Source organism: Streptomyces sp. NBC_00996 (assembly GCF_045162675.1).
Lineage (GTDB): Bacteria > Actinomycetota > Actinomycetes > Streptomycetales > Streptomycetaceae > Streptomyces.
In genome coordinates this window covers 10,619,169-10,638,298 of sequence record NZ_CP108723.1, presented here as the reverse complement: position 1 = coordinate 10,638,298, position 19,130 = coordinate 10,619,169, and the positions used below count along the sequence as shown (strand labels likewise).

At 69.5% G+C, this 19,130-nt stretch carries 16 protein-coding genes and 3 pseudogenes; 12 read left to right on the top strand and 7 right to left on the bottom strand.

Going from position 1 to position 19,130, the window contains the following annotated elements:
• Positions 1 to 82 precede the first annotated feature (82 nt).
• Positions 83 to 691 (bottom strand): MarR family winged helix-turn-helix transcriptional regulator, encoded by a 609-nt coding sequence (locus tag OG390_RS49335; RefSeq protein ID WP_406177290.1) that lies wholly within the window; start codon positions 689 to 691, stop codon positions 83 to 85.
• Between the two features lie 146 nt (positions 692 to 837).
• Between OG390_RS49335 and OG390_RS49330 the strand changes: the two genes are divergently transcribed.
• The 3 genes from OG390_RS49330 to OG390_RS49320 all read left to right on the top strand — a co-directional run bounded on the left by OG390_RS49330 (position 838) and on the right by OG390_RS49320 (position 4,082).
• A complete protein-coding gene (locus OG390_RS49330) occupies positions 838 to 1,770 on the top strand; it encodes an NADP-dependent oxidoreductase (protein ID WP_406177288.1) in 933 nt (310 codons plus the stop codon).
• A 139-nt stretch (positions 1,771 to 1,909) separates the two neighbouring features.
• Positions 1,910 to 2,857 (top strand): alpha/beta hydrolase, encoded by a 948-nt coding sequence (locus OG390_RS49325; protein ID WP_406177286.1) that lies wholly within the window; start codon positions 1,910 to 1,912, stop codon positions 2,855 to 2,857.
• A gap of 145 nt (positions 2,858 to 3,002) precedes the next feature.
• Positions 3,003 to 4,082, top strand: coding sequence for an alkene reductase (locus tag OG390_RS49320; RefSeq protein ID WP_406177284.1), 1,080 nt, complete (start codon positions 3,003 to 3,005; stop codon positions 4,080 to 4,082).
• Here OG390_RS49320 and OG390_RS49315 read toward each other — a convergent pair.
• The 3 genes from OG390_RS49315 to OG390_RS49305 form a co-directional block, all read right to left on the bottom strand.
• Positions 4,061 to 4,546 carry a sodium:solute symporter family transporter gene (locus OG390_RS49315; protein ID WP_406177282.1) on the bottom strand — a complete coding sequence of 162 codons (486 nt, stop codon included), beginning with the start codon at positions 4,544 to 4,546 and terminating at the stop codon, positions 4,061 to 4,063. The two genes, OG390_RS49320 and OG390_RS49315, sit on opposite strands and share 22 nt — an antisense overlap.
• Complete coding sequence (locus tag OG390_RS49310) at positions 4,543 to 4,842, bottom strand: DUF485 domain-containing protein (protein WP_406177280.1); 300 nt, start codon at positions 4,840 to 4,842, stop codon at positions 4,543 to 4,545. The genes OG390_RS49315 and OG390_RS49310 overlap by 4 nt, the downstream gene beginning before the upstream one ends.
• Before the next feature lie 344 nt (positions 4,843 to 5,186).
• Positions 5,187 to 5,843 carry a TetR/AcrR family transcriptional regulator gene (locus OG390_RS49305; RefSeq protein ID WP_406177278.1) on the bottom strand — a complete coding sequence of 219 codons (657 nt, stop codon included), beginning with the start codon at positions 5,841 to 5,843 and terminating at the stop codon, positions 5,187 to 5,189.
• Between the two features lie 177 nt (positions 5,844 to 6,020).
• Between OG390_RS49305 and OG390_RS49300 the strand changes: the two genes are divergently transcribed.
• Both OG390_RS49300 and OG390_RS49295 read left to right on the top strand, forming a co-directional pair.
• Positions 6,021 to 6,626, top strand: coding sequence for a carboxymuconolactone decarboxylase family protein (locus OG390_RS49300; RefSeq protein ID WP_406177276.1), 606 nt, complete (start codon positions 6,021 to 6,023; stop codon positions 6,624 to 6,626).
• Positions 6,619 to 7,422: an SDR family NAD(P)-dependent oxidoreductase gene (locus OG390_RS49295; protein WP_406177274.1), complete on the top strand. Its 804-nt coding sequence runs from the start codon at positions 6,619 to 6,621 to the stop codon at positions 7,420 to 7,422. Before OG390_RS49300 ends, OG390_RS49295 begins: the two co-directional genes overlap by 8 nt.
• A gap of 72 nt (positions 7,423 to 7,494) precedes the next feature.
• On the opposite strand, the gene OG390_RS49290 is transcribed toward OG390_RS49295, so the two are convergent.
• Positions 7,495 to 8,046 carry a TetR/AcrR family transcriptional regulator gene (locus OG390_RS49290; protein WP_406177273.1) on the bottom strand — a complete coding sequence of 184 codons (552 nt, stop codon included), beginning with the start codon at positions 8,044 to 8,046 and terminating at the stop codon, positions 7,495 to 7,497.
• Between the two features lie 88 nt (positions 8,047 to 8,134).
• On the opposite strand from OG390_RS49290, the pseudogene OG390_RS49285 reads away from it, so the two are divergent.
• Together OG390_RS49285 and OG390_RS49280 are read left to right on the top strand one after the other, a co-directional pair.
• Positions 8,135 to 8,542, top strand: a pseudogene (locus OG390_RS49285) (hypothetical protein); the annotation flags it as partial.
• A gap of 409 nt (positions 8,543 to 8,951) precedes the next feature.
• Positions 8,952 to 9,094: pseudogene (locus tag OG390_RS49280) on the top strand (SAM-dependent methyltransferase); the annotation flags it as partial.
• A 188-nt stretch (positions 9,095 to 9,282) separates the two neighbouring features.
• Here the strand turns inward: OG390_RS49280 and OG390_RS49275 are convergent.
• Positions 9,283 to 11,049, bottom strand: coding sequence for a hypothetical protein (locus OG390_RS49275; protein ID WP_406177271.1), 1,767 nt, complete (start codon positions 11,047 to 11,049; stop codon positions 9,283 to 9,285).
• A gap of 487 nt (positions 11,050 to 11,536) precedes the next feature.
• Here OG390_RS49275 and OG390_RS49270 point away from each other — a divergent pair.
• Together OG390_RS49270 and OG390_RS49265 are read left to right on the top strand one after the other, a co-directional pair.
• Positions 11,537 to 11,707 (top strand): annotated as a pseudogene (locus OG390_RS49270) (IS5/IS1182 family transposase); the annotation flags it as partial.
• A gap of 184 nt (positions 11,708 to 11,891) precedes the next feature.
• Positions 11,892 to 12,266: a DUF2255 family protein gene (locus OG390_RS49265; protein WP_406177269.1), complete on the top strand. Its 375-nt coding sequence runs from the start codon at positions 11,892 to 11,894 to the stop codon at positions 12,264 to 12,266.
• Here OG390_RS49265 and OG390_RS49260 read toward each other — a convergent pair.
• The gene (locus tag OG390_RS49260) at positions 12,228 to 14,882 is read right to left on the bottom strand and encodes an AAA family ATPase (protein ID WP_406177268.1); all 2,655 of its coding nucleotides are present in this window, start codon (positions 14,880 to 14,882) and stop codon (positions 12,228 to 12,230) included. The genes OG390_RS49265 and OG390_RS49260 overlap by 39 nt on opposite strands.
• A gap of 134 nt (positions 14,883 to 15,016) precedes the next feature.
• Between OG390_RS49260 and OG390_RS49255 the strand changes: the two genes are divergently transcribed.
• The 3 genes from OG390_RS49255 to OG390_RS49245 all read left to right on the top strand — a co-directional run bounded on the left by OG390_RS49255 (position 15,017) and on the right by OG390_RS49245 (position 18,252).
• Positions 15,017 to 16,297 (top strand): MFS transporter, encoded by a 1,281-nt coding sequence (locus OG390_RS49255; protein ID WP_406177266.1) that lies wholly within the window; start codon positions 15,017 to 15,019, stop codon positions 16,295 to 16,297.
• A complete protein-coding gene (locus OG390_RS49250; RefSeq protein ID WP_406177264.1) occupies positions 16,294 to 17,637 on the top strand; it encodes a carotenoid oxygenase family protein in 1,344 nt (447 codons plus the stop codon). Before OG390_RS49255 ends, OG390_RS49250 begins: the two co-directional genes overlap by 4 nt.
• A gap of 174 nt (positions 17,638 to 17,811) precedes the next feature.
• Positions 17,812 to 18,252, top strand: a complete 441-nt coding sequence (locus OG390_RS49245) for an SRPBCC family protein (protein ID WP_406177263.1) — start codon at positions 17,812 to 17,814, stop codon at positions 18,250 to 18,252.
• Positions 18,253 to 19,130 lie beyond the last annotated feature (878 nt).

Sequence of the window (19,130 nt, the reverse complement as noted above, 5' to 3'; positions counted from 1 at the left end):
TCGCCGCCAGCTACTCAAGGCGTGCCCGACCAGCGCAAGATCCTCTCCCTGCCCTCACAGGAGAGGTGGCTCCGCATGACGCTCAGGCCGCGCCTTGGGCGGCGCCTGCCGCGGTGCTGACGGGGTGGACGGTGGCCGGTGAGGCTGTTTGCCCTGTGACCTCCTGCGCCTCGGCCGGCGATTGAGGGCCGACAGCAGTGTTCTTACGGCGTTTGCGAGGGGCGGCCGAGCGGGGTGGCTGGCTGCGCATGTGGTCGCGGACGCGGGTCATGATGTCGCCGAGGGCGTGCACGTCCTGGTCGGACAGGGGATCGAACAGCAGGAGGCGTGCGACCTGGATGTGGCCGGGCAGGACGTTGGCGACACGGGCAAGGCCGGTGTCGGTGATGGTGACCAAGGTGGCGCGCTGGTCGTCGGGGCAGGGGCCGCGCGTGATGAGGCCGGCTTTTTCCAGTAGTCCGGCCTGGTGGGTCAGGCCACTGCGGCTGTAGACGACACCGTCGGCCAGTTCTGTCATGGTGAGCTGCCCCTTGGCGTCGGCGAGGCGGGCCAGCAGCTGGAACTGGACGTAGCTGAGATCGCCCTCGGCCCGCAGCTGCTGTTCGACGGCGTGCTGGAGCAGGCTGACGGCCTCCATCAGCGCGAAGTAGGTCCCCAGCTGTTCGGGATGCAGGGCATCGGTGTCGGCCATCTCGCCATTCTATTTGCTTCGAGTTCGAAGCACACCCCCAAGTCGAAGTGACGGCCGTCACAGTCGTTAAGCATTGCTTCGATCTCGAAGCAAGCTATGGTTGGTACATGCTTCGACATCGAAGCAATTGAGATGAGGAGGAACCGATGAAGGCCGTGCGCTACCACCGTCATGGCGACAGTGAGGTCCTGGTCCACGAGGAGGCCGCCCGTCCCGTCCCGGGTGCGGGACAGGTGCTGGTGAAGGTGGCCGGCACCTCGTTCAACCCGGTCGATGCAGCGATCCGTGCCGGCTACCTGCAGCAGGTGTTTGCTGTCGCCCTCCCGCACGTGCCGGGGATCGACGTCGCCGGAACCATCCTCGAACTCGGCCGCGGAGTCACCGACTGGAACGTCGGTGACGAGGTCGTCGCGTTCCTGCCGATGAATGCGGCCGGCGCGGCCGCCGAATACGTACTCGCACCGGAGAAGGTGCTGGCCGCCGCTCCCAAGACGGTCGAGCTGGCTGACGCCGCGGCCCTGCCCGCGGTCGGGTTGACCGCCTGGCAGGCGCTGTTCGAGCACGCCGACGTGAAGGCCGGCCAGACCATCCTGATCAACGGGGCCGGCGGAGCGGTCGGCGGCTACGCCGTCCAGCTCTCCCACCAGGCCGGAGCCAAAGTGACCGCGACCGCCAGCGCACGCAGCGCCGAGCGCGTCCGCGGCTACGGCGCCGACCGGATCATCGACTACACCGTCACACCCGTCACCGAGGCAGCAGGCGAGCAGTTCGACGTCGTGCTCAACCTGGTGACCACCTCGAAGCAGGAGACCGCCGACCTCGTCGGCCTCGTCAGGGAGGGTGGGGTGCTGGTCAGTACCACCACCCCGGCGTCCGAGGATGCCACCCGCGGAGTGCGGACCGTGCGGGTCTTTGCCCGCAGCGACGCCGACCAGCTCACCACCCTCGTCGCCCGCGTCGACGCCGGCGAGCTGAGGATCGACGTCGCCGACCGCCGCCCGTTTGCCGACCTCGCCGCCGTCCACCGCGAGGCCGCCGCCGGCCAACTGGCAGGCAAGACCGTCCTGCTGGCCGGCTGAGCCCCGCGGAACACCGGGCGGCCCCGGCCCACCCCGGGTTCCTCGCTGGACGGACCACGCGACCAATCGCAGCTGAACCCCGCGATCCCGAAACACCCCTCCACTGCCCGACCACACCCTCTTCGGCAAGGAGCACGCCATGTCTCTCTCCCTCGACCCCGAAGTCGCGCAGGCCCTGGCGCCCATGGCCGCAGTCACGGCCGACGCGACGCCGCCGGTCGGCGACGTAGCCACCCGCCGCGCCGTACTGGAAGGCATCATCGCCCATGCCGGCGACGCCCAGCCGATGCCCGCCGACGTGACCACCACCGACTACCACGTCACTGCCGGCGACGGCGCGCAGATCCTGATGCGCTGGTACACCAAAGACGGCTCGTCTCCCGGCTCGGCCGCGCTGTTCCTCCACGGCGGCGGCATGATCCTCGGCTCGGTCGACCTGTTCGACGGGCCCGTGGCCCGGTATGTGTCCGCCAGCGGCGTACCCATCCTGTCGGTCGACTACCGACGCGCGCCCGAGCACCCGCACCCCACCCCGGTCGAGGACGCCCACACCGCCCTGACCTGGCTGCACCACCACGCGGCCGACCTCGGTGTCGACACCGGGAGGATCGCCGTCATGGGCGACAGCGCCGGCGGCGGACTGGCCGCCGCCCTGTCCATCCTGGCCCGCGACCGCGGCGGTCCGGCCATCGCCCGGCAGATCCTCATCATGCCGATGCTCGACGACCGCACCACCGTCCCCGATCCGCACATCGCCCCGTTCGCCCTGTGGTCCTACGACGACAACGCCACCGGGTGGGGCGCCCTGCTCGGCGAGGCCGCCGGCGGCTCGGACGTGCCTGCCCACGCGGCCCCCGCCCGCATAAGCGATCCGGCCGGGCTGCCGGCCGCCTATATCGAGGTAGGGCAGCTCGACATCTTCCGCGACGAGGACCTCACCTATGCCGTGCGCCTGAGCCGCGCCGGGGTGGACGTGGAGTTCCACCTCCACCCCGGAGTCCCCCACGAGTTCGAGTCCATCGCCCACACCACCGACATCGCCCGCCGCGTCACCGCCGACCGCGTCCGCGTCCTGCGCTCCCTGTGATCTCACCCGGCCCGGCCGCTCGGGCCGGCCCGGGCCGGGCGCGGACTGCGCAAGCCCCTGCGGCGACAGGACCGACCGCCGCAGCCCCCTCACTCCGGCCGCAGCACGGCCGGTCACCCACACTCACTCTGCTAAGGAAATGATCATGACGACGGTTTTCGAACCGATCGAGCTGGGCGGCAAGCGTCTGGCCAACCGCATCGCGATGGCGCCGATGACCCGCAGCCGCGCCTACGGACCGGGAGCCACCGCGACGGAGCTGACGGCCACCTACTACGCCCAGCGGGCGAGCGCCGGACTGATCATCACCGAGGGCATCCAGCCGTCGGTGGTCGGCCAGGGCTACCCCGACACCCCGGGCCTGCACTCTGCCCAGCAGGTCGCCGCCTGGCAGCAGGTGACCGACGCCGTCCACCGTGAAGGCGGCACTGTCTTCGCGCAGCTGATGCACACGGGCCGGATCGGCCACCCCAGCCTGCTGCCCGACGGCCTGACCCCGGTGGGCCCCTCTCCCGTCGCGGCGAAAGGTCAGGTCTTCACCCCCCAGGGCCCCAAGGACTTCGTCACGCCGAAGGAACTGGGGTCCGAGGAAATCGCCCGTACCATCGCCGACTTCGCCGACGCCGCGCGCAACGCGATAGCCGCCGGTTTCGACGGGGTGGAGATTCACGGGGCAAACGGCTACCTGATCCATCAGTTCCTCGCCCCGGGCGTCAACCGGCGCACCGACGACTGGGGAGGCTCGGCCGCAGACCGTGTCCGCTTCGGCGTCGAGGTCGCCGCAGCCGTCGCCGAGGCGATCGGCGGCCACCGGACCGGTTTCCGTATCTCCCCCCGCAACCCCTTCAACGACATCGCCGAGACCGATCCGGCGGATGTCGAGGAGACCTATGCCACCCTGGTGGCCCGCCTCGCCCCGCTGGGCCTGGCCTACCTGCACATGGTCGAGGGACCCGACCGCGACCTGACCAGCCGCCTGCGCAAGGACTGGCCCGGCCTGTTCATCCTCAACCCCTTCACGCATCCCGAGCCCACCGGCCCGGACGCCCTCGGCCTGATCCAGGACGGCACCGCAGACATGGTCGCCTTCGGCACGCTGTTCCTGGCCAACCCCGACCTGCTTCACCGCCTCGCGGTCGGCGGCCCGTTCAACACCCCCGACCCGGCCACCTTCTACGGCGGCGACCACCACGGCTACACCGACTACCCCGCCCTCACGTCCTGACCACCCCCGCCCAGACGGGTCGTCCCGCCGGAAGCCAGATAGAACAGGGATATCACCAGCGTGGCAACCCCCAGGGCCATGTGGACAGGGCGCGGCCGGAGATGGTGCGCGAGCACGTCGCCGACCGTGTAGCGGCCGGTGTTGTGAAATGGCTCTGCGACCAGTAGGAGGATGACGGCCCAGGCAACGATGGGGCCCACCAGACAGGGGATGCCGTCGAACCCGGCCAGAGCGATGAGCCCGGGAGTGCCCAACAGCGTCGCGGCGGAAATGAAGTCGCCGAACAAGGCGATCCCGTTGCGGGCGCAGGACAGGCGACCACCGCTGACGAAGAAGCGACGGGGCGTGTCCGATTGCGAAGCGTCCAAGAGGGAGATGAGCAAGACACTGACGACGAACACCGCGAAAACGGTGATGCCGAGTCCGGTGTGGGGCGCCCGGGCGAGCACGGAGGCGGTGATCAACGCTCCTCCCCTCGGTGCCCGAGCCGGGCGCGGACGCTTTCGACCAGCGGATCCAGGGTGGTGCGCGCGTATCGCGCGTACCACCGGCAGACCGCGAGCGTGGTGCCGCACTGCAGCAGCGCCAGCCCCAGCCCGACGTTCACATGACCGACAAGTCTGAGCGCCATCACGTCTGACGCCGTGCTCGCCAGGAGGGCGTTCAGCAGGTACAGGCCGACCACGGCGGCGGCGACGGGGACGGGGACGGGGACGATCCTGGAGCGGCGCGCGGCGCGCAGCCTCGCGAGGGAGGCCATCGCCTCAGGCGTGGCGCCCTCCTCGGGGGTTCCCCCGCGTGCGACGGCGGTCGCCTGCGTGGCCCGTGGAGCCCGTGGGGCGGCTCATGGATCCCGTACACGACATCAACTCCTCATTGCGGCGGTGGCGCGAGGTCGTGTCCGAAACGGGGCCTCACACCCTACAACCGAACGCCGTTCGGTTGCCGGAGCCTAGGCTGAGTCACGCCGCCGGACAAGGCGTTGGTGCAAAACGTCGCCGGAAAGTCGGTGGAGGGCGGGGCTGCGGCCATGGACCCGGCGTGCCGCTGCCGTCGGCGCCGCCGCGCAGTCGGCGCGCGGGCGGGTCCCGTCAGTCGTGCGGATCAGGAGGAGCCCTCGGCGGACCCTTGGGGCGCCGCGACGCGTGCGTGCAGGCGGTCGAGGCCGTCGAGGAACATCTCCAGGGCCAGTTCGAAACTGTCCCGGTCGATGGTGTCGGCGTGGTCCCGCAGGCGGTACGCGTCCGTCAGGTGCGCATACTGCTCGACGTAGACCTGGGCCTCGCCCTCGAACCCACGGGCGAACGAGGTCATCGCCGATCCGATGACCAGATACTTGGTCGAAGCTCCGATCATCGTGGCGTAACGCGGCGGCCACCCGCCCCGCACCAGGCCCCCGTGCACGGCATCGGCGCGGCGCAGCGACGCCTCACGGCGGGCCGGTCCGTATGCCAGGAACGGCACGATGTGGGGATGGGCGGCGAGGGCGGCGCGGTAGGACCGGGCCCAGGACGCCACGCCGTGGCGCCAGTCGCCGGTCTCGAAGGCGGAGACGTCCACACTCTCCATGATGGTGTTGGCGACATCGTGCAGGACGTCGTCCTTGGTCTTGACGTGCTCGTACAGCGAGGAGACCTGGACGCCGAGCTCCCGGGCCAGCTTGCGCATCGACAACTCGGCGAGCCCGTCACGGTCCACGATGGCCAGTGCCGCGGCGCAGATCCGCGCCCGGCTGAGGATCGGCCTGGTCGGTCGGGCCACCGCTGCACCCCCGCATCGCTCCGCGCTCCGCCCTTCGTAGCGCCCTGACTCCCGCACTCACGGTAACCCGCGGTCCGGTAACCGAACGTTGCTCGGGTCACACAAGCCCGATCCGGCATTCACTTGCTAAGCGTTCAGCCAGTCTCCTAAGGTGAGCGCCTCACGTTGGAGGTCTCGATGTCACAGCCCTACGAAACCGCCGGGCAGGCTCAACCGCGACTGATGCCACTCCCCGAGGAGCACTGGGATGCAAGGACCCGGAAGCTGCTGGCCACCGCGGCTCGCGACCCGGGGGGCCGGATCCCGAACATCTTCACCACGCTCGTGCGCCATCCCGAGCTCTACGAGCAATTCATGCCCTTCGGAGGTCAGTTGCTCCGTCGGGGCCTACTGCCAAAAAGGCTCCGCGAGCTGCTGATCCTGCGTACCTCCTGCAACACCGGCGCCCGGTACGAGTGGGGACGGCACCTCCCTCTGGCCAAATCCGCCGGCGTCGCGGATGCGGATATCCACCGCATCACCGACGGACCGGAAGCGCACGGTTGGACGGACCTCGAGAGGCACCTGCTCCGCGCGGCGGACGAGCTGAACCACGATGCGCGGTTGTCCGACACCACCTGGGAGGTCTTGGCCGAGCACTTCGGCGACGCCGAACTGATCGAGATCGTCATGCTGGTGGGGCAATACCACATGGTGGCGTTCTTCCTTAACGCCACCGGTGTGGAGCTGGACCCCGGTTTCGACAGCACAGACTTTGTGGAAGGGAACCGGAACCATGGCTGAGGGGCATCTGGAGCAAGCGGCACGTCGCCTGGCCGGCCGCAAGGTACTGGTGGTCGGCGCGGGCACACGCCCCGACGACGACCCGCGAGCACCCGTCGGCAACGGCCGGGCGATCGCCGTCCTGGCCGCGCGGGAGGGCGCCGACGTGGCGTGCGCCGACGTGGCCGCCCCGGCCGCCGCCGCGACCGCCGAACTGGTCGGCTCCGAAGGGAGATTGAGCGTCACCGTGGTGGGTGACGCCACGGATGCCGATCAGTCGGTCGCGATGGTCACCGAGGCGGTCCGCGGGCTGGGGGGACTGGATGCGCTCGTGATCAACGTAGGGGTGGGTCTCGGTACCGGGCTGGAGGGTTCGTCTCCCGAAGACTGGGACCAGGTGCTCTCCCTGAATCTGCGTGCGCCCTTCCTCGCCGCCAAGCACGGCCTTCCAGCGATGGCCGACGGAGGCTCTGTCGTCTTCATCGGGTCGGTCGCCGGATTGCGCGCCGCCACGAACTCGCCGGCCTACGACAGTTCCAAAGCCGGCCTGTTCGGGCTCACCCGCCATGTCGCCAAGGAGGGAGCAGCGCGCCGGATCCGCGCCAACCTGGTCGTCCCCGGCCTCATCGATACCCCCATGGGACGGCAGGCCTCGTCCCATCGAACCTCCCGTACAGCCTCGTTCGAGCGCATCCCGTTGGGCCGCCAGGGAACCGCCTGGGAGGTCGCGGAGACCGTCACGTTCCTGCTCTCCGACCGCGCCTCTTACATCACCGGCCAGAGCCTCGTGGTGGACGGCGGGCTGAGCGCCGTATGACAGCGCGGCATCCCGGTCCCGGTCGGCCCCCGCCGGACGCAGCGGGCGGCGGGGCCGCGGGCGACCGAAGTCTCAGTCGTCACCCCGAGTCGACGCGAGCGCGAGCACCAGCGTCTCGTGGCCGGCCCGTGCGATATCCGCCAGGCGGGTCCGGGCAGAGTCCAGTTGATACTGCAGGAGTACGCCGCGAGCGATGCTCTCCACCAGATACGCCTGCGCGACCACGTCCACGTCCGGGCGGATGCTCCCGTCCGCGACCCCCCGCCGGATGTCCTCCTCGACGCCGGCCCGCACGAGACTGAGATGGTCGGCCATCAAGCCCTTCACCCCGTCGGCGCTGCCGACCGCCTCGGCCAGGAGCACCAACAACGCCCGCACCCGCACCCCGGGCTCCGGTTCCGCCAGACGGGCGAAGAACTGATCGAGCTTGGCCAGCACGGCTTCGAGTCCACTCATCCGGGCATAGCCCGGCAGCGCCTGGAGCACGTCGATGAACGTTTCGCGGATATCGGCGACCACGGCTTCCACGAGCCCGGCCTTGGACGTGAAATGGTAGTTGACCATGCCTCGGCTGACTCCGGCACGGTCGCCGACCTTCTTGTTACTTCCCGCTCGAAGATCCACCGTCGACCGTACAGACCCGCTTTCCGACGGCTTGGCGGGACAGCGTTTCGCACGCCTTCCAGTCCCGTCCGACGTCCAGGCTCGGCCGGTGGGGCAGCCGGAGCAGCGCGCCGAGGGCGCAGGACCGTTCACCACCAGGCTCACGTGGCGCCTTCCCGACGGTGGCACCGCGGTGTGGGAGTCGCGTCTCGCGCGGCGGCGCGGAATGCTCGTCGTCCGTTCGCCCGGCGCGGCGGCCGGTGGGCGCACCCGTGCGGATGCTATTGCCATCGGCCGGCTGCGCAGACTCAACGTCATCGCGGCGATCGCCTTCGTCGTCGGCGGGGCGCTCTTCGCGGCCGGCGCGGCCGTTGCCCAATTCGGCTCCGGCGACGCCACCGAGTGCGCCTCGATCTACTTCGTGCGCGGCTTGTTCTTCAACACCGGCGGCTACGCCTCGCTGCTTCAGGTGATCAACGCACCCCGCTACGTCGGCGATGGCCAGGGCCGGCTGGTCTACCCCAAGACGGTCCGCGACGAGGTGAAGGCTCTCGCCGATCAAATCGTGGACCTGGTCAACGTCGGCATCGACCCGACTGAGTTGGGGGAGCCGACCCCGGGCGCTGCCCGCCGTCACATGCTGCCGTCCGGCGGCTGGTTCGAGACCCAGGCCCTGCCGCGGATGCGGCCGCGCCTGCTCGCGGTGGTGCTCGTCGTCCCGCCGCCGCACCTGCTGTGACCCCAGCCGTACGCTGCGGCCTGCGCAGCGATCGGCAGCAATCGGCGCCCGCTCCTGCCGATTCATGGCGGGCGCCGTTGCGCATCCCGGGTCGAACCCTCCCTCGCCTCGCAAACCAGTCGACAAACGCTACTACTCGCAGCATCGACTCACCGTGGAGGCCGCGCCCGATCCGTCGGTCCGGCCACACTGGCCCGAGGCGAAGGTCGACCGGATCGTGGCCGCCTGCTCGTTCCGCGCTGTGCCCCCGACCCTGATCTCGCAGGTCCGGTGGGCGGGAAGATCCTGCTCACCCTGTCGCGCTGGTTCTACGGATACGCCCGCGTCCTGGCGTCTCGCCGGTCGCCCCGGCATCCGCCGCGACCGCCGCATACGTACGCTTTCCGCCCGTCGCGCGGTACAACGCCACCGCGTCATTCCTGAACTCCGCCGGATACGGAGACTTATGTCCCACCCGGACACCCTTCCTCGGATCCACAAGATCCATTGTCAGAGTGTCCACACGGAGGGGGTCCGCCTCAGGCCTCATTCGAGGCTGCTGGCCAAGTGGGAGTCCGGCGGAGTGCGAAAGTTCCTCGTGCTCGCACAACGGTGGTGGCGGGCGGCACCTGGAGCATTGGCTTCAAGCGGGTTCGACTGGCCAGGACAGTCGAGACGTCCTTGAGCGGCTTGGTCTCCTTGTAGTGCAGTACAGTCCCATCGTTCTTGATCAGGACGGCTTCCCACTCGAACTTCGACCCGTCGGCGACCTCGTTGTTGTACGGGAACTCGATGGCGAACTTGTCAGGCGACGCCTGGATGCCGGCACCGTCGTAAAGCACTCCGCCGCCATAGTCCTTCGGGAGGTTCGGCCTGGTTCCCGGAGGGTTCGGCGCGAAGACCGTCCGCCACTCGAATGAGGCCAGTTCGCCCGGTTCCGCCTTCAGCAGGTCGGACAGCACGGCGATCTTCCTGATGTACGTGCCCGGGGTGAAGACGTGCATCACCCCCGAGGGACCGTTCGCCTTCTCCGTCAGTGTCGAGAAGTCCTCCCAGTCGAGTTGTTCGTAGTCCACGCCGAACTGGATCTCGGTCTTCGGTGGCTGAGGCTCGTGCGCGTCCCACTGCACAACACCTTGCAGCAGCAGGCCGTTCGCACCTGTTCCCTCCGCGGAGGCACCGTTGAAGGAGCCGTCGAGTTTTCGGTACCCGTACTGCATCAGATACTTCTGAACGTGAGCCGGGTCCTTTCCAAGATTGAGGGTGACCGGTATTACGTTGTCCCCCGTGATGTCCACTCCGTACTGACTCCGGTCCAGGTTCCTGAGCTGAGCGAAGGAGAAGGAGAAACTGAAGGTCTGGGTGCGCATGTCATTCTGCTTGAACTCACCCGACAGGTTCATCTTTTCAACCTCGTGGAAGTCCTTCAGTCTGACAGAAACCCCACCGAAATAGCCTTCGGGAGCGGGAGCTTCACGGTCCGGCACGACGTCCGCGACCATAAGGTCCAGGGCGGATTTCGCGAAGGCGTCGAGGATGCTGCTCTGCAATTGCGCAACCCGACTGTCATCGAAACCCTCAGGGCGTACTAACCATTCAATTACCACGGCTCCGCTGCTGGTCAGTTCACTCCGGATCAGATCCAGATCCGCTTGCGCTCCCACCAACCCGAAGTAGCTGGCCCGCGCCTTGGCGTTGGCGCTGAAGTAGTCGTACACCTTATGGGTTTCGGCGGTGATCTTGTAGTGGGCTCCCGGATAGAGGACGTCGTAGTCGTAGTCGAATCGCACGGTGACGGGAAAGCCCGCCGGTGTGCCCAGAATGCCCCACGCGGTGTCAGCGCCGTCCGCCGTCAGCGGAAGTGTGATCGGAAGGCTCGTCTGCACGCCGATCGGAACGTCGCGATAGGCGACCGGGTTCTCGACCAGCCCTTCGAGACCTCCGATTGTCATCCGCCCGTTACGCAGGCCGAGAGGCCTCAAGGTGACGCGCTCGACATCAGGGGGAACGAAGGGGCTGTTTCGCTTGATGGCCTCGGTCCAGGCCCTCTCTTCGTCCACGGACCCGATCACCGGCGCGAGGTCGATCTGGGTGGCGAGCATTCCGCCCTTCGTCTCCAGACCACCCCCGCCCTTCTTCCTGTTGCGGACCAGTACGAGCCGGTACTTGTCGCCGTCCATAGCGATGCGGCCTGCCCTGGAGGCGTAGAACCACGTCTCGGGCGGTGTGGCCTTGAAGAAGGCGAGAATGGAGTCGTCGGAGAAGACGAGCGGTGCGGCGGCATCGACAAATACGTCGTCAGACATGTTCTTTCCTTCTCGGTGACACGTTAATGCGACGGAATCGCGGCGAGAAATGCCGGATCTTCTCGGACCGCGAACTGTCCGAACGGCACAGTCATTCTCCTCGTATGCGATCTCCCAGTCGCAGCGCCGCGATGAAAAGAGGTCGGCCCGAGCATGCTGGCCCAATTCGCCCTCGTCAAGAGCCTGCGGGTAACCACATCTCGTTTAGTACTCCGATCGTAGAGTTGATTGACATGTTCCCAGGCTGCGGCATCGCGTGACTGCGGTGACTGTTGGGAATTTCTCTAGTTACGCAAAACTGCTTCGGGAGAGCTGGGAGGCAGTCGTGGACCGAGTGCGGTCACAGGCCGTACGGACGGCAAGATCTCTGCGGCAGCGGATGATCTCGGCTTGCGAAGTGGTCTCCATACGCCGCTCCGTGTAAGCGCACATAATGAACTCTTGCCAAGTTAATCGCACACAGGGCGAGTTGGCGTAGGAGCCGACGCGACGCTGGGTCGTCGAGCGAACCTTCGGCCGGCTGATACACCACCGCCGGCTCGCCCACGACTACGAAACCCACCCGCACCGCTCCGAAGCCATAATCCACGTCGCGATGATCGACCTCATAAGCCGACGCCCCACCCACGAATCCACCCCGAACCGGCGCAACACCTGAGCCCGGAACCAAACAGGACCGCCGGGACACAAGCGCTCTTTGAGGACGGTTCGCCACCCGGCGGCGCCCAGGTCAGTGGCACTCAGCCTCGTCGCGAGAGCACCGCCCTCGCGTCGGCGAAGCCCGCCTATCCAGGTGATGACCACCGACGCGTACGGAGTGCCGGCACGGTGAAAGTTGGTCCATGAGCACTGTCATGGATCGCGCGGAGATCGTTTTGTGGGTACGGCATGCGAACGGCCGGTGGTCGACCAGGGCGGTCTGGGTGGTGGTGCTCGACGGGGAGGCGTATGTCCGCTCGGCTTTCGGACGGCGCAGTGCCTGGTACCGCCGGGTCCTGCGGCACGCGGACACGGAGGTGGAGGTGGCCGGGGTCCGGCTGTCCGTCACCCTCCAGCCGGTGGACGACCCCGAGCTCGTCCAGCGCGTCTCCGGTGCCTACCGGGCCAAGTACGGGCCTACCTGGCCCGGCCCCGTCGAGTCGATGAACCGGCACGAGGCCGCGGCCACCACCATGCGGCTAACGAATGTCGGGCAGGTCTCGCAGTTGCCTGCGTGAGGTGAGCCCAAGCTTGCGAAAGATGTTGCGCAGGTGCGCGTCGACCGTCCGCGGACTGAGAAACAGCTTCGCCGCCACCTCCTTGGAGGTGGCGCCGTCGGCGACCAGGCGTGCGATGTGCACCTCCTGCATCGTCAGCTGGTCCGATGCCTTCGACGTGCGGCTGCGGGCCTGCTCGCCCGTGGCGCGCAACTCGCCGGCGGCGCGCTCGGCGAACGCCTCCACACCGAGGTCGGACAGCGACTCGTGCGCCAGCCGCAGCGCGGACCGGGCGTCACGCCGTCGGCCCTGGCGGCGCAGCCACTCCCCGTACAGCAGATGTGCCCGGGCGCGGTAGACGACCAGTGCGCTGTCGTCGAGCAGGCCGATCGCCTCCTGGTAGGCGGACTCGTCCTCGGTCACCAGGGCCCGCGCATAGGCCTCGACGCCAAGACCCCACGCCTGCCGGCCCGCCTGCGTGCGCTCTTGGAGGGATGCGAGGGCCACGGCGGCGACCTCGGTCTCGCCGCACCGCATGGCCGCCTCGACCAGCTCGGGCAGGGCAAGGCCCGCCGTGCCGACGGCGCCGTACTCGACCGCCTGCTTCGCCGCTTTCAGCGCGGCCGGGTAGTCGGCCAGGCCGTTGCTGAGCACGGCCGTCGCCCACTGCACGCTGAGGCTCATCCGGTGATCCACCGACGCGAACAGTTCGACGGCATCTTTGCGCCGGCCGCGCATCGCGGCCAGGTGGAGGCACGGGTAGACCAGCGGTGCCGCGCCGGTGGCGTCGGCGATCGCCTCCTCCTCGGAGATCAGCTCCATCGCGGCACCGAAGTCGCCCGTGTGCACTGTCGCGGTGGCCTGCATGGCCAGTCCGATGGGCAGCGCGTGGAAGGAGCCCGACTCGCGGCCGGCCGCGACGGCACGGGTGGCGATGCCGTACAGGGCGTCGAAGTTCCACAGCTCGGTGGCCACCATGAAGCCCAGTGACGGCCGCCTGGCCCACACCTCCTCGCCGGCGTCGCCGACGACCGGCCCGAGGATCTCCCCCGCCGCCGGACGCCCGTCGCTGACCAGCCTGATCAGGCCGGTCAGGACCGACGCCGCGCCGGATACCGGCTCGCCCCACGGCGGGGCCTTCCTGACGGCGTCCACCACGTGGTCGAGGCCGCCGAGCAGAAGGCCCATCTCGATGGCGTCCAGATAGCACTCCCGTGACCAGGCGGGGTCGGTGGCCGCCAGCCGGGCGGCGGCACGCAGGAGGTACGCCGTGGGGCCTTCGTCCCCCCGGCGGCGGACGAACGACAGCCTGCCGCGGAGCAGGTCGGCCCTGGCGGCCTGCCTCAAATCGTCGGTCCGGACGGTGGTGAGCAGGTCGGCCGCCATGTCGAAGTCGCCCACCGAGAGCTTGGCCTGGACAGCGGCGAGGACCCGCTCGGCGCGTTGGACCGGGCTGATCGTGAGCGCGGCCGAGCGTTCGAGGAAGGCCGCCGCCGCCGCGACACCGCCACGTTCCTGGGCGCGCGTGGCGGAGGCTTCGAGCTCGGCGGCGACCTCCTCGTCCGGGCCGGCACTGGCCTGGGCGCGATGCCAGGCCCGCCGGTCGGGGTCGGCGACCGGGTCGGTCACGGCGGCCAGCGCCTCGTGCGCCCTGCGCCGCTCCGCCGGCGCCGCGGCGCGGTAGGCGGCCGAGCGGGCGAGGGGGTGGCTGAATCGGATCCGAGTGCCGAACTCGACCAGCGGGACGGACTCCGCGGCGGCAGCCGCGTCGATGCCCAGGAGTTCGGCCGCACGCCACAGGAGGCCCGGATCGCCGATCGGGTCGGCGGCGGCGACGGTCACCAGCAGCCGAGCCGACGGCGACAGGAGCTCCAGCCGGGACCGGAAGCTCTGCTCGATCACGCCGGGTACCGAGTCGGGTTGGGCGAATCCGCCCGCCATCCCGGCGAGTCCGGCGGTCCTGGGAAGCTCCACCAGCGCGAGGGGGTTGCCACGTGCCTCGGCCAGGATGCGGTCGCGCACCCGCTCGTCCAACGGAGCGCGGATCGCCGCGGCCAGCAGCGCGCGGGCATCCGATTCGCCCAGCGCTTGTAGCGAGTGGCCGGGCAGCTCGGGCAGGAGGCTCGGCTCGCGGGCCGCGAACACGACGGCGATCGACTCGGCAGAGACCCGGCGGGCCAGGAAGGCCAGCGCCTTGGCCGACGCCTGGTCCAGCCACTGTGCGTCGTCGACGAGGCACAGGAGCGGGCGTTCCCGCACGGTCTCCACCAGGAGGCCCAGCGACGCGACGCCAACCAGGAACGGATCGGGTGTGCCGGCGTCGAGGCCGAAAGCGATCTCCAGTGCCTTGCGGTGCGGCGCGGGCAACGCCATCAGCCGGCCAGTGACGGGCGCGAGCAACTGGTGCAGCGCGGCGAACGGCAGCTCCATCTCGAACTCCGCGCCGGACGCCTGCATGACGAGGAATCCGGTCGCGGCCTCGTCCAGATGCCGCAGCAGCGCGCTCTTGCCGATGCCCGGCTCACCGCGCAGGACCAGGGCGCCGCCCCGGCCCTCGCGTGCCGCTTGGAGCAGGGCGTCGAGCTGGCGTATCTCGTCCTGACGACCGATCAGCACATCTGTGTATGTCTCGGGCATGTTCGAAAACCTATGCGGTCGTGCGCCGCAGGGGAATCCGGGAACGACCCAGTCGCCCAAGGGCCTTGCGCAGGGAGTCGTATAGGCGATGACTACCGACGCGAGCGGCGGACGCCCGCTGCGAGTGTCGAGCCATGACCCGCACCGCACCGCAACGGACCACCACCGGCTGGATACCGCTGGCGGTTTTGGCGACCGCCCAGTTCCTGGTCGTGCTGAGCACGTCGATCGTGAACGTCGCCCTGCCCCAGATCCGGGCCGGGCTCGATCTGTCGGACACGGGTCAGGCGTGGACGGTCAACGCCTACGTGCTGGTCTTCGGCGCGCTGCTGCTGGCGGGCGGGCGCGCGGGCGACGTATACGGCCTTCGCCGCGTGTTTCTGCTCGGCATCGGTCTGTTCGTCCTCTCCTCCCTGGGCGCGGCACTGGCGCCCACGTCGATCGTGCTGATCACCTGCAGGGCAGTGCAGGGAATCGCCGCCGCGTTGCTGGCGCCCACGGCGCTTGCCCTCGTGCTGACGCTGTATCCCGACAGGGAGCGGCGTGGCACCGCGCTCGGAGTGTGGGGCGCGGTCTCCGGTGCCGGCGGGGCAGCGGGCGTGCTGCTGAGCGGGCTACTCACCGGCCTGTACGGCTGGCGCGCGGTGTTCGTCGTGATGGTGCCCCTCGCCCTGGCAGTCCTGGTGGCCACCTGGCTGCTGGTCGGGGCCGACCGGCCACGCGGCGGAAGCCTGGACGCGCCGGGCGCGGTGACGGTGACGGCGGGGCTGGTCGCGCTCACCTACGGCCTGTCAGGCCCTTGGCCGCTCGCCGTGATCGGTCTGGCGCTGCTCGGCCTGTTCGTGGTGCTCCAGCGCCGCGCCGCCGGCCCGCTGCTGCCGGCGCGCATGAGCGTGGTGGCGGTGCCCAACGTGCTGATGTCCCTGCTGGGCGCGGTCTGGCTCGGCCTGTTCTACTTCCTGCCCCTCTACCAGCAGCACACCCTCGGCTACTCGCCCTTGGAGGCCGGGCTGACCCAGCTTCCCCTCGCCCTCATGATCACCCTCTCGTCGTGGGTCACCGGCAAAGTCTCCGGCCGCCATGTGCTCCCCGTGGGCCTGCTGGTCCTCGCGGCCGGACTGGCCTGGCTGTCCCGAACTCCGGCCGACGGCACCTTCCCTGTGGACCTGCTCGGCCCGACGCTCCTCATCGGCATCGGGCTGGGGGTGGCCTTCGTCCGGCTCACCGCGATGTCCTACACGGGCGTCTCGGCCGCCGACAACGGCCTGGCCGGCGGGCTGGTCAACGCCACCCGGCAGATCGGCGGAGCCATCGGCCTGTCCTTTTTGACCCTGCTCCCCTCCTTCGGCGCGGCCTTCCTGGCGTGCGCCGTCCTGACCCTGCTCATCTCGGCCCTCTCGACGCGAAAGGCATGACCATGCCCCTGGACAAGCCGTACATCAGCGGCCACTTCACCCCCGTTGCCGACGAGATCACCGGCCGCGAGCTGAAGGTGCGCGGCACCCTCCCGCCCGAGCTGAACGGCCGCTACTTCCGCAACGGGCACAACCCCAAGCCGGGCATCACCCCCACCCACTGGTTCCGCGGCGAGGGCATGATCCACGGCGTCCGCCTCACGGGCGGCCGGGCCGAGTGGTACCGCAACCGCTGGGTGCGCACCCCCTTCCTGGACGGCGTGCCGTTCACCGGAACCGAGCTCGAAGTCAGCGCCGCCGCCACCAACATCATCTTCCACGGGGGCCGCTACCTGGCCCTGCAGGAGGCCAACCTGCCCTGGGAGGTCAGCGCCGACCTCGACACGATCGGCGTCTACGACTTCGGCGGCAAGCTCACCAGCGCGATGACCGCCCACCCCAAAGAGGACCCGGAGACCAGCGAGCTGCACTTCTTCAGCTACAGCCCCTTCCCGCCGTACCTGACCTACTACGTGGCCGACGCCTCCGGCGACATCGTCACGTCGGAGGTCATCGACGGCTGTGGCCCGTCGCTCATGCACGACTTCGCCATCACCCGCGAGCATGTCGTCTTCATCAACTCGCCGGTGGTCTTCGACCACGCCGAGCACTCCGGCATCCCCTACCGCTGGCACGACGACGTACCGCTGCGCATCGGCGTGATGCCGCGCGCCGGGGGCAAGACCACCTGGTTCGAGGTGGCCGACCAGGCGGCGCTGTTGCACGTAGCCAACGCCTACACCGACGCGCAGGGCCGGATCGTCCTCGAAGCACCGCGCTTCGACCGTTCCGCCTGGGAGAACTCGTGGAAGTGGTGGGTCGGCGCTCCCGGCTACGGAACCAGCCCCGACGCCGGCTCGACCTTCTACCGGTGGATCATGGACCCGGCCACGGGCAAGGTCAGCACTGAGTCCCTCAACGACCTGGCCACCGAGTTCCCGTCGATCAACGACGCCCGCACCGGTTCGGCCTACCGCTACAGTTACGCCATCGCCTTCCCCGGCGCGGGCCTGTCGGGCTACCACACCGTCAAGTTCGACACGCGGACCGGCCAGGAGAAGCTGCTCGCGCACGGCGAGGGCCGGATGCCCGGCGAGGCCGTCTTCGCGCCCGCCGAGGGCGGGACCGCCGAGGACGACGGCTACCTGCTCACCATCGTCAGCGACCTCAAGGCCGACGCCTCGGAGCTGCTCGTCCTGGACGCAGGCGACCTGAGCACCGTGGCCGCCGTCGAACTCCCCCGCAGGGTGCCCGCCGGCATCCACGGCCACTGGATCCCCGACTCCGAACTGCCCGCCTGACCCGCCCCAGCCGCCCGGGCCGCTGTCTCGCCGATGCGGCCCGGGCTCCGAACCCGCCCGGCGTCCAGGGCCGCTGGATCCCCGACTCCGAACTGCCCGCCCGACCATTCCCAGCCGCGCGGGCCGCCGTTGACTCCCCCACGGCGGCCCGGGCCCCGACACCGAGGAACCGCCATGACCTACCCCACGACCATCGACAAGAACGCCCCCGTCGTCGCCGACCGCACCATCCGGATCGCCGCTCCTCTCGAGCAGGTCTGGCAGCTGCACACCAGGATCGGCTCCTGGCCCGTCTGGCAGTCCGCCATCACCGAGGCCCGGCTCAACGGCCCCATTGCCCCCGGCACCACCTTCCACTGGGTGACCGCGGGCCTGTCCATCGACTCCGCCGTCTACGCTGTCAACGCCCCGCACCGCATCCTGTGGGGCGGTCTTGCGCACGGCATCACCGGCGTGCACGAGTGGACCTTCACCGAGGACGGCGACGGCGTCGCGGTCCGCACCCGGGAGTCCTGGGCGGGCGCGCCGGTCGACGCCGACCCGGACACCCTCGCCGCCGCGCTGGACGCCTCGCTCAGCACGTGGCTCGACGCCCTGAAGAAGGCGGCGGAGTAGTGGCCGAGCCGCTCTTTCCTCACCGATCTGGTATTGGCCTTCGTGCTGGCGATCAGCGGCGGCCTGCTGGGCCGCCGGGCCGGCCGCCCCCGCGCAGGCCGAGCGGCCTTTCGGCCGTACAGCCGGACACGGCTCGTCGGCCAATCTGTGCTGTGCACGGCCCCCCTGCACAGCCCTGTGAACTGCGAAAAGAGGATGTGACACAGCTTCATGCCGGGCGACCACTTGAAAGCCGTTGGCTACCTGCGCCGGATGGCCTGGTCCGCCAACGAGCTGTATGAGCGCCTCGGTCCGATCAAGTGCCTCAAGGAGGCGTACCTGCGCGTCCTGGAGTTCGCGCCCGGCCGGCACCGGCTCTACTCGCGGACGAGAAACCCCAGCTGGACCGGGACATGCGGGGCGTGCTGTGGGCGCGCTGCGCGTTCAACCCGGTCGATGAGAACAGGATGCCGACGAGCGAACTCCAGTGGAGGATGATGCCACCCGCACCGGCAGATGGTGACGATGCAGACCCTCCGCCGCCAAGCTCGCACACCACGCACGGGTCATCAGCAGCGCCACCTCAGATCCGACGGGATCAGGCCACGACTCCACAACCAGGAACATCGGCGCCGGCACACCGCGCCGAGGCACGCCGTCTAAACCTGCAAGGCTCACCGATCACGCCCACGGGCAGGCGGCGAACCTGCGGCGGGCCTCAGCCTGGTGCACGCCTGCCCGGGGTTGCGGGCACAGTGCGTGCGGTTCCCCGTCGGCGACCGCGGTTCCCCTCCCGCCGCACGCCTGGCTACCGGGACTTATTCGCAGTGCATCGGCCTTCAGGCCGATGGTGAAGCGAATCTCGCGATAGCCACGCGGAGTGTCGCGGTGACGTGCCT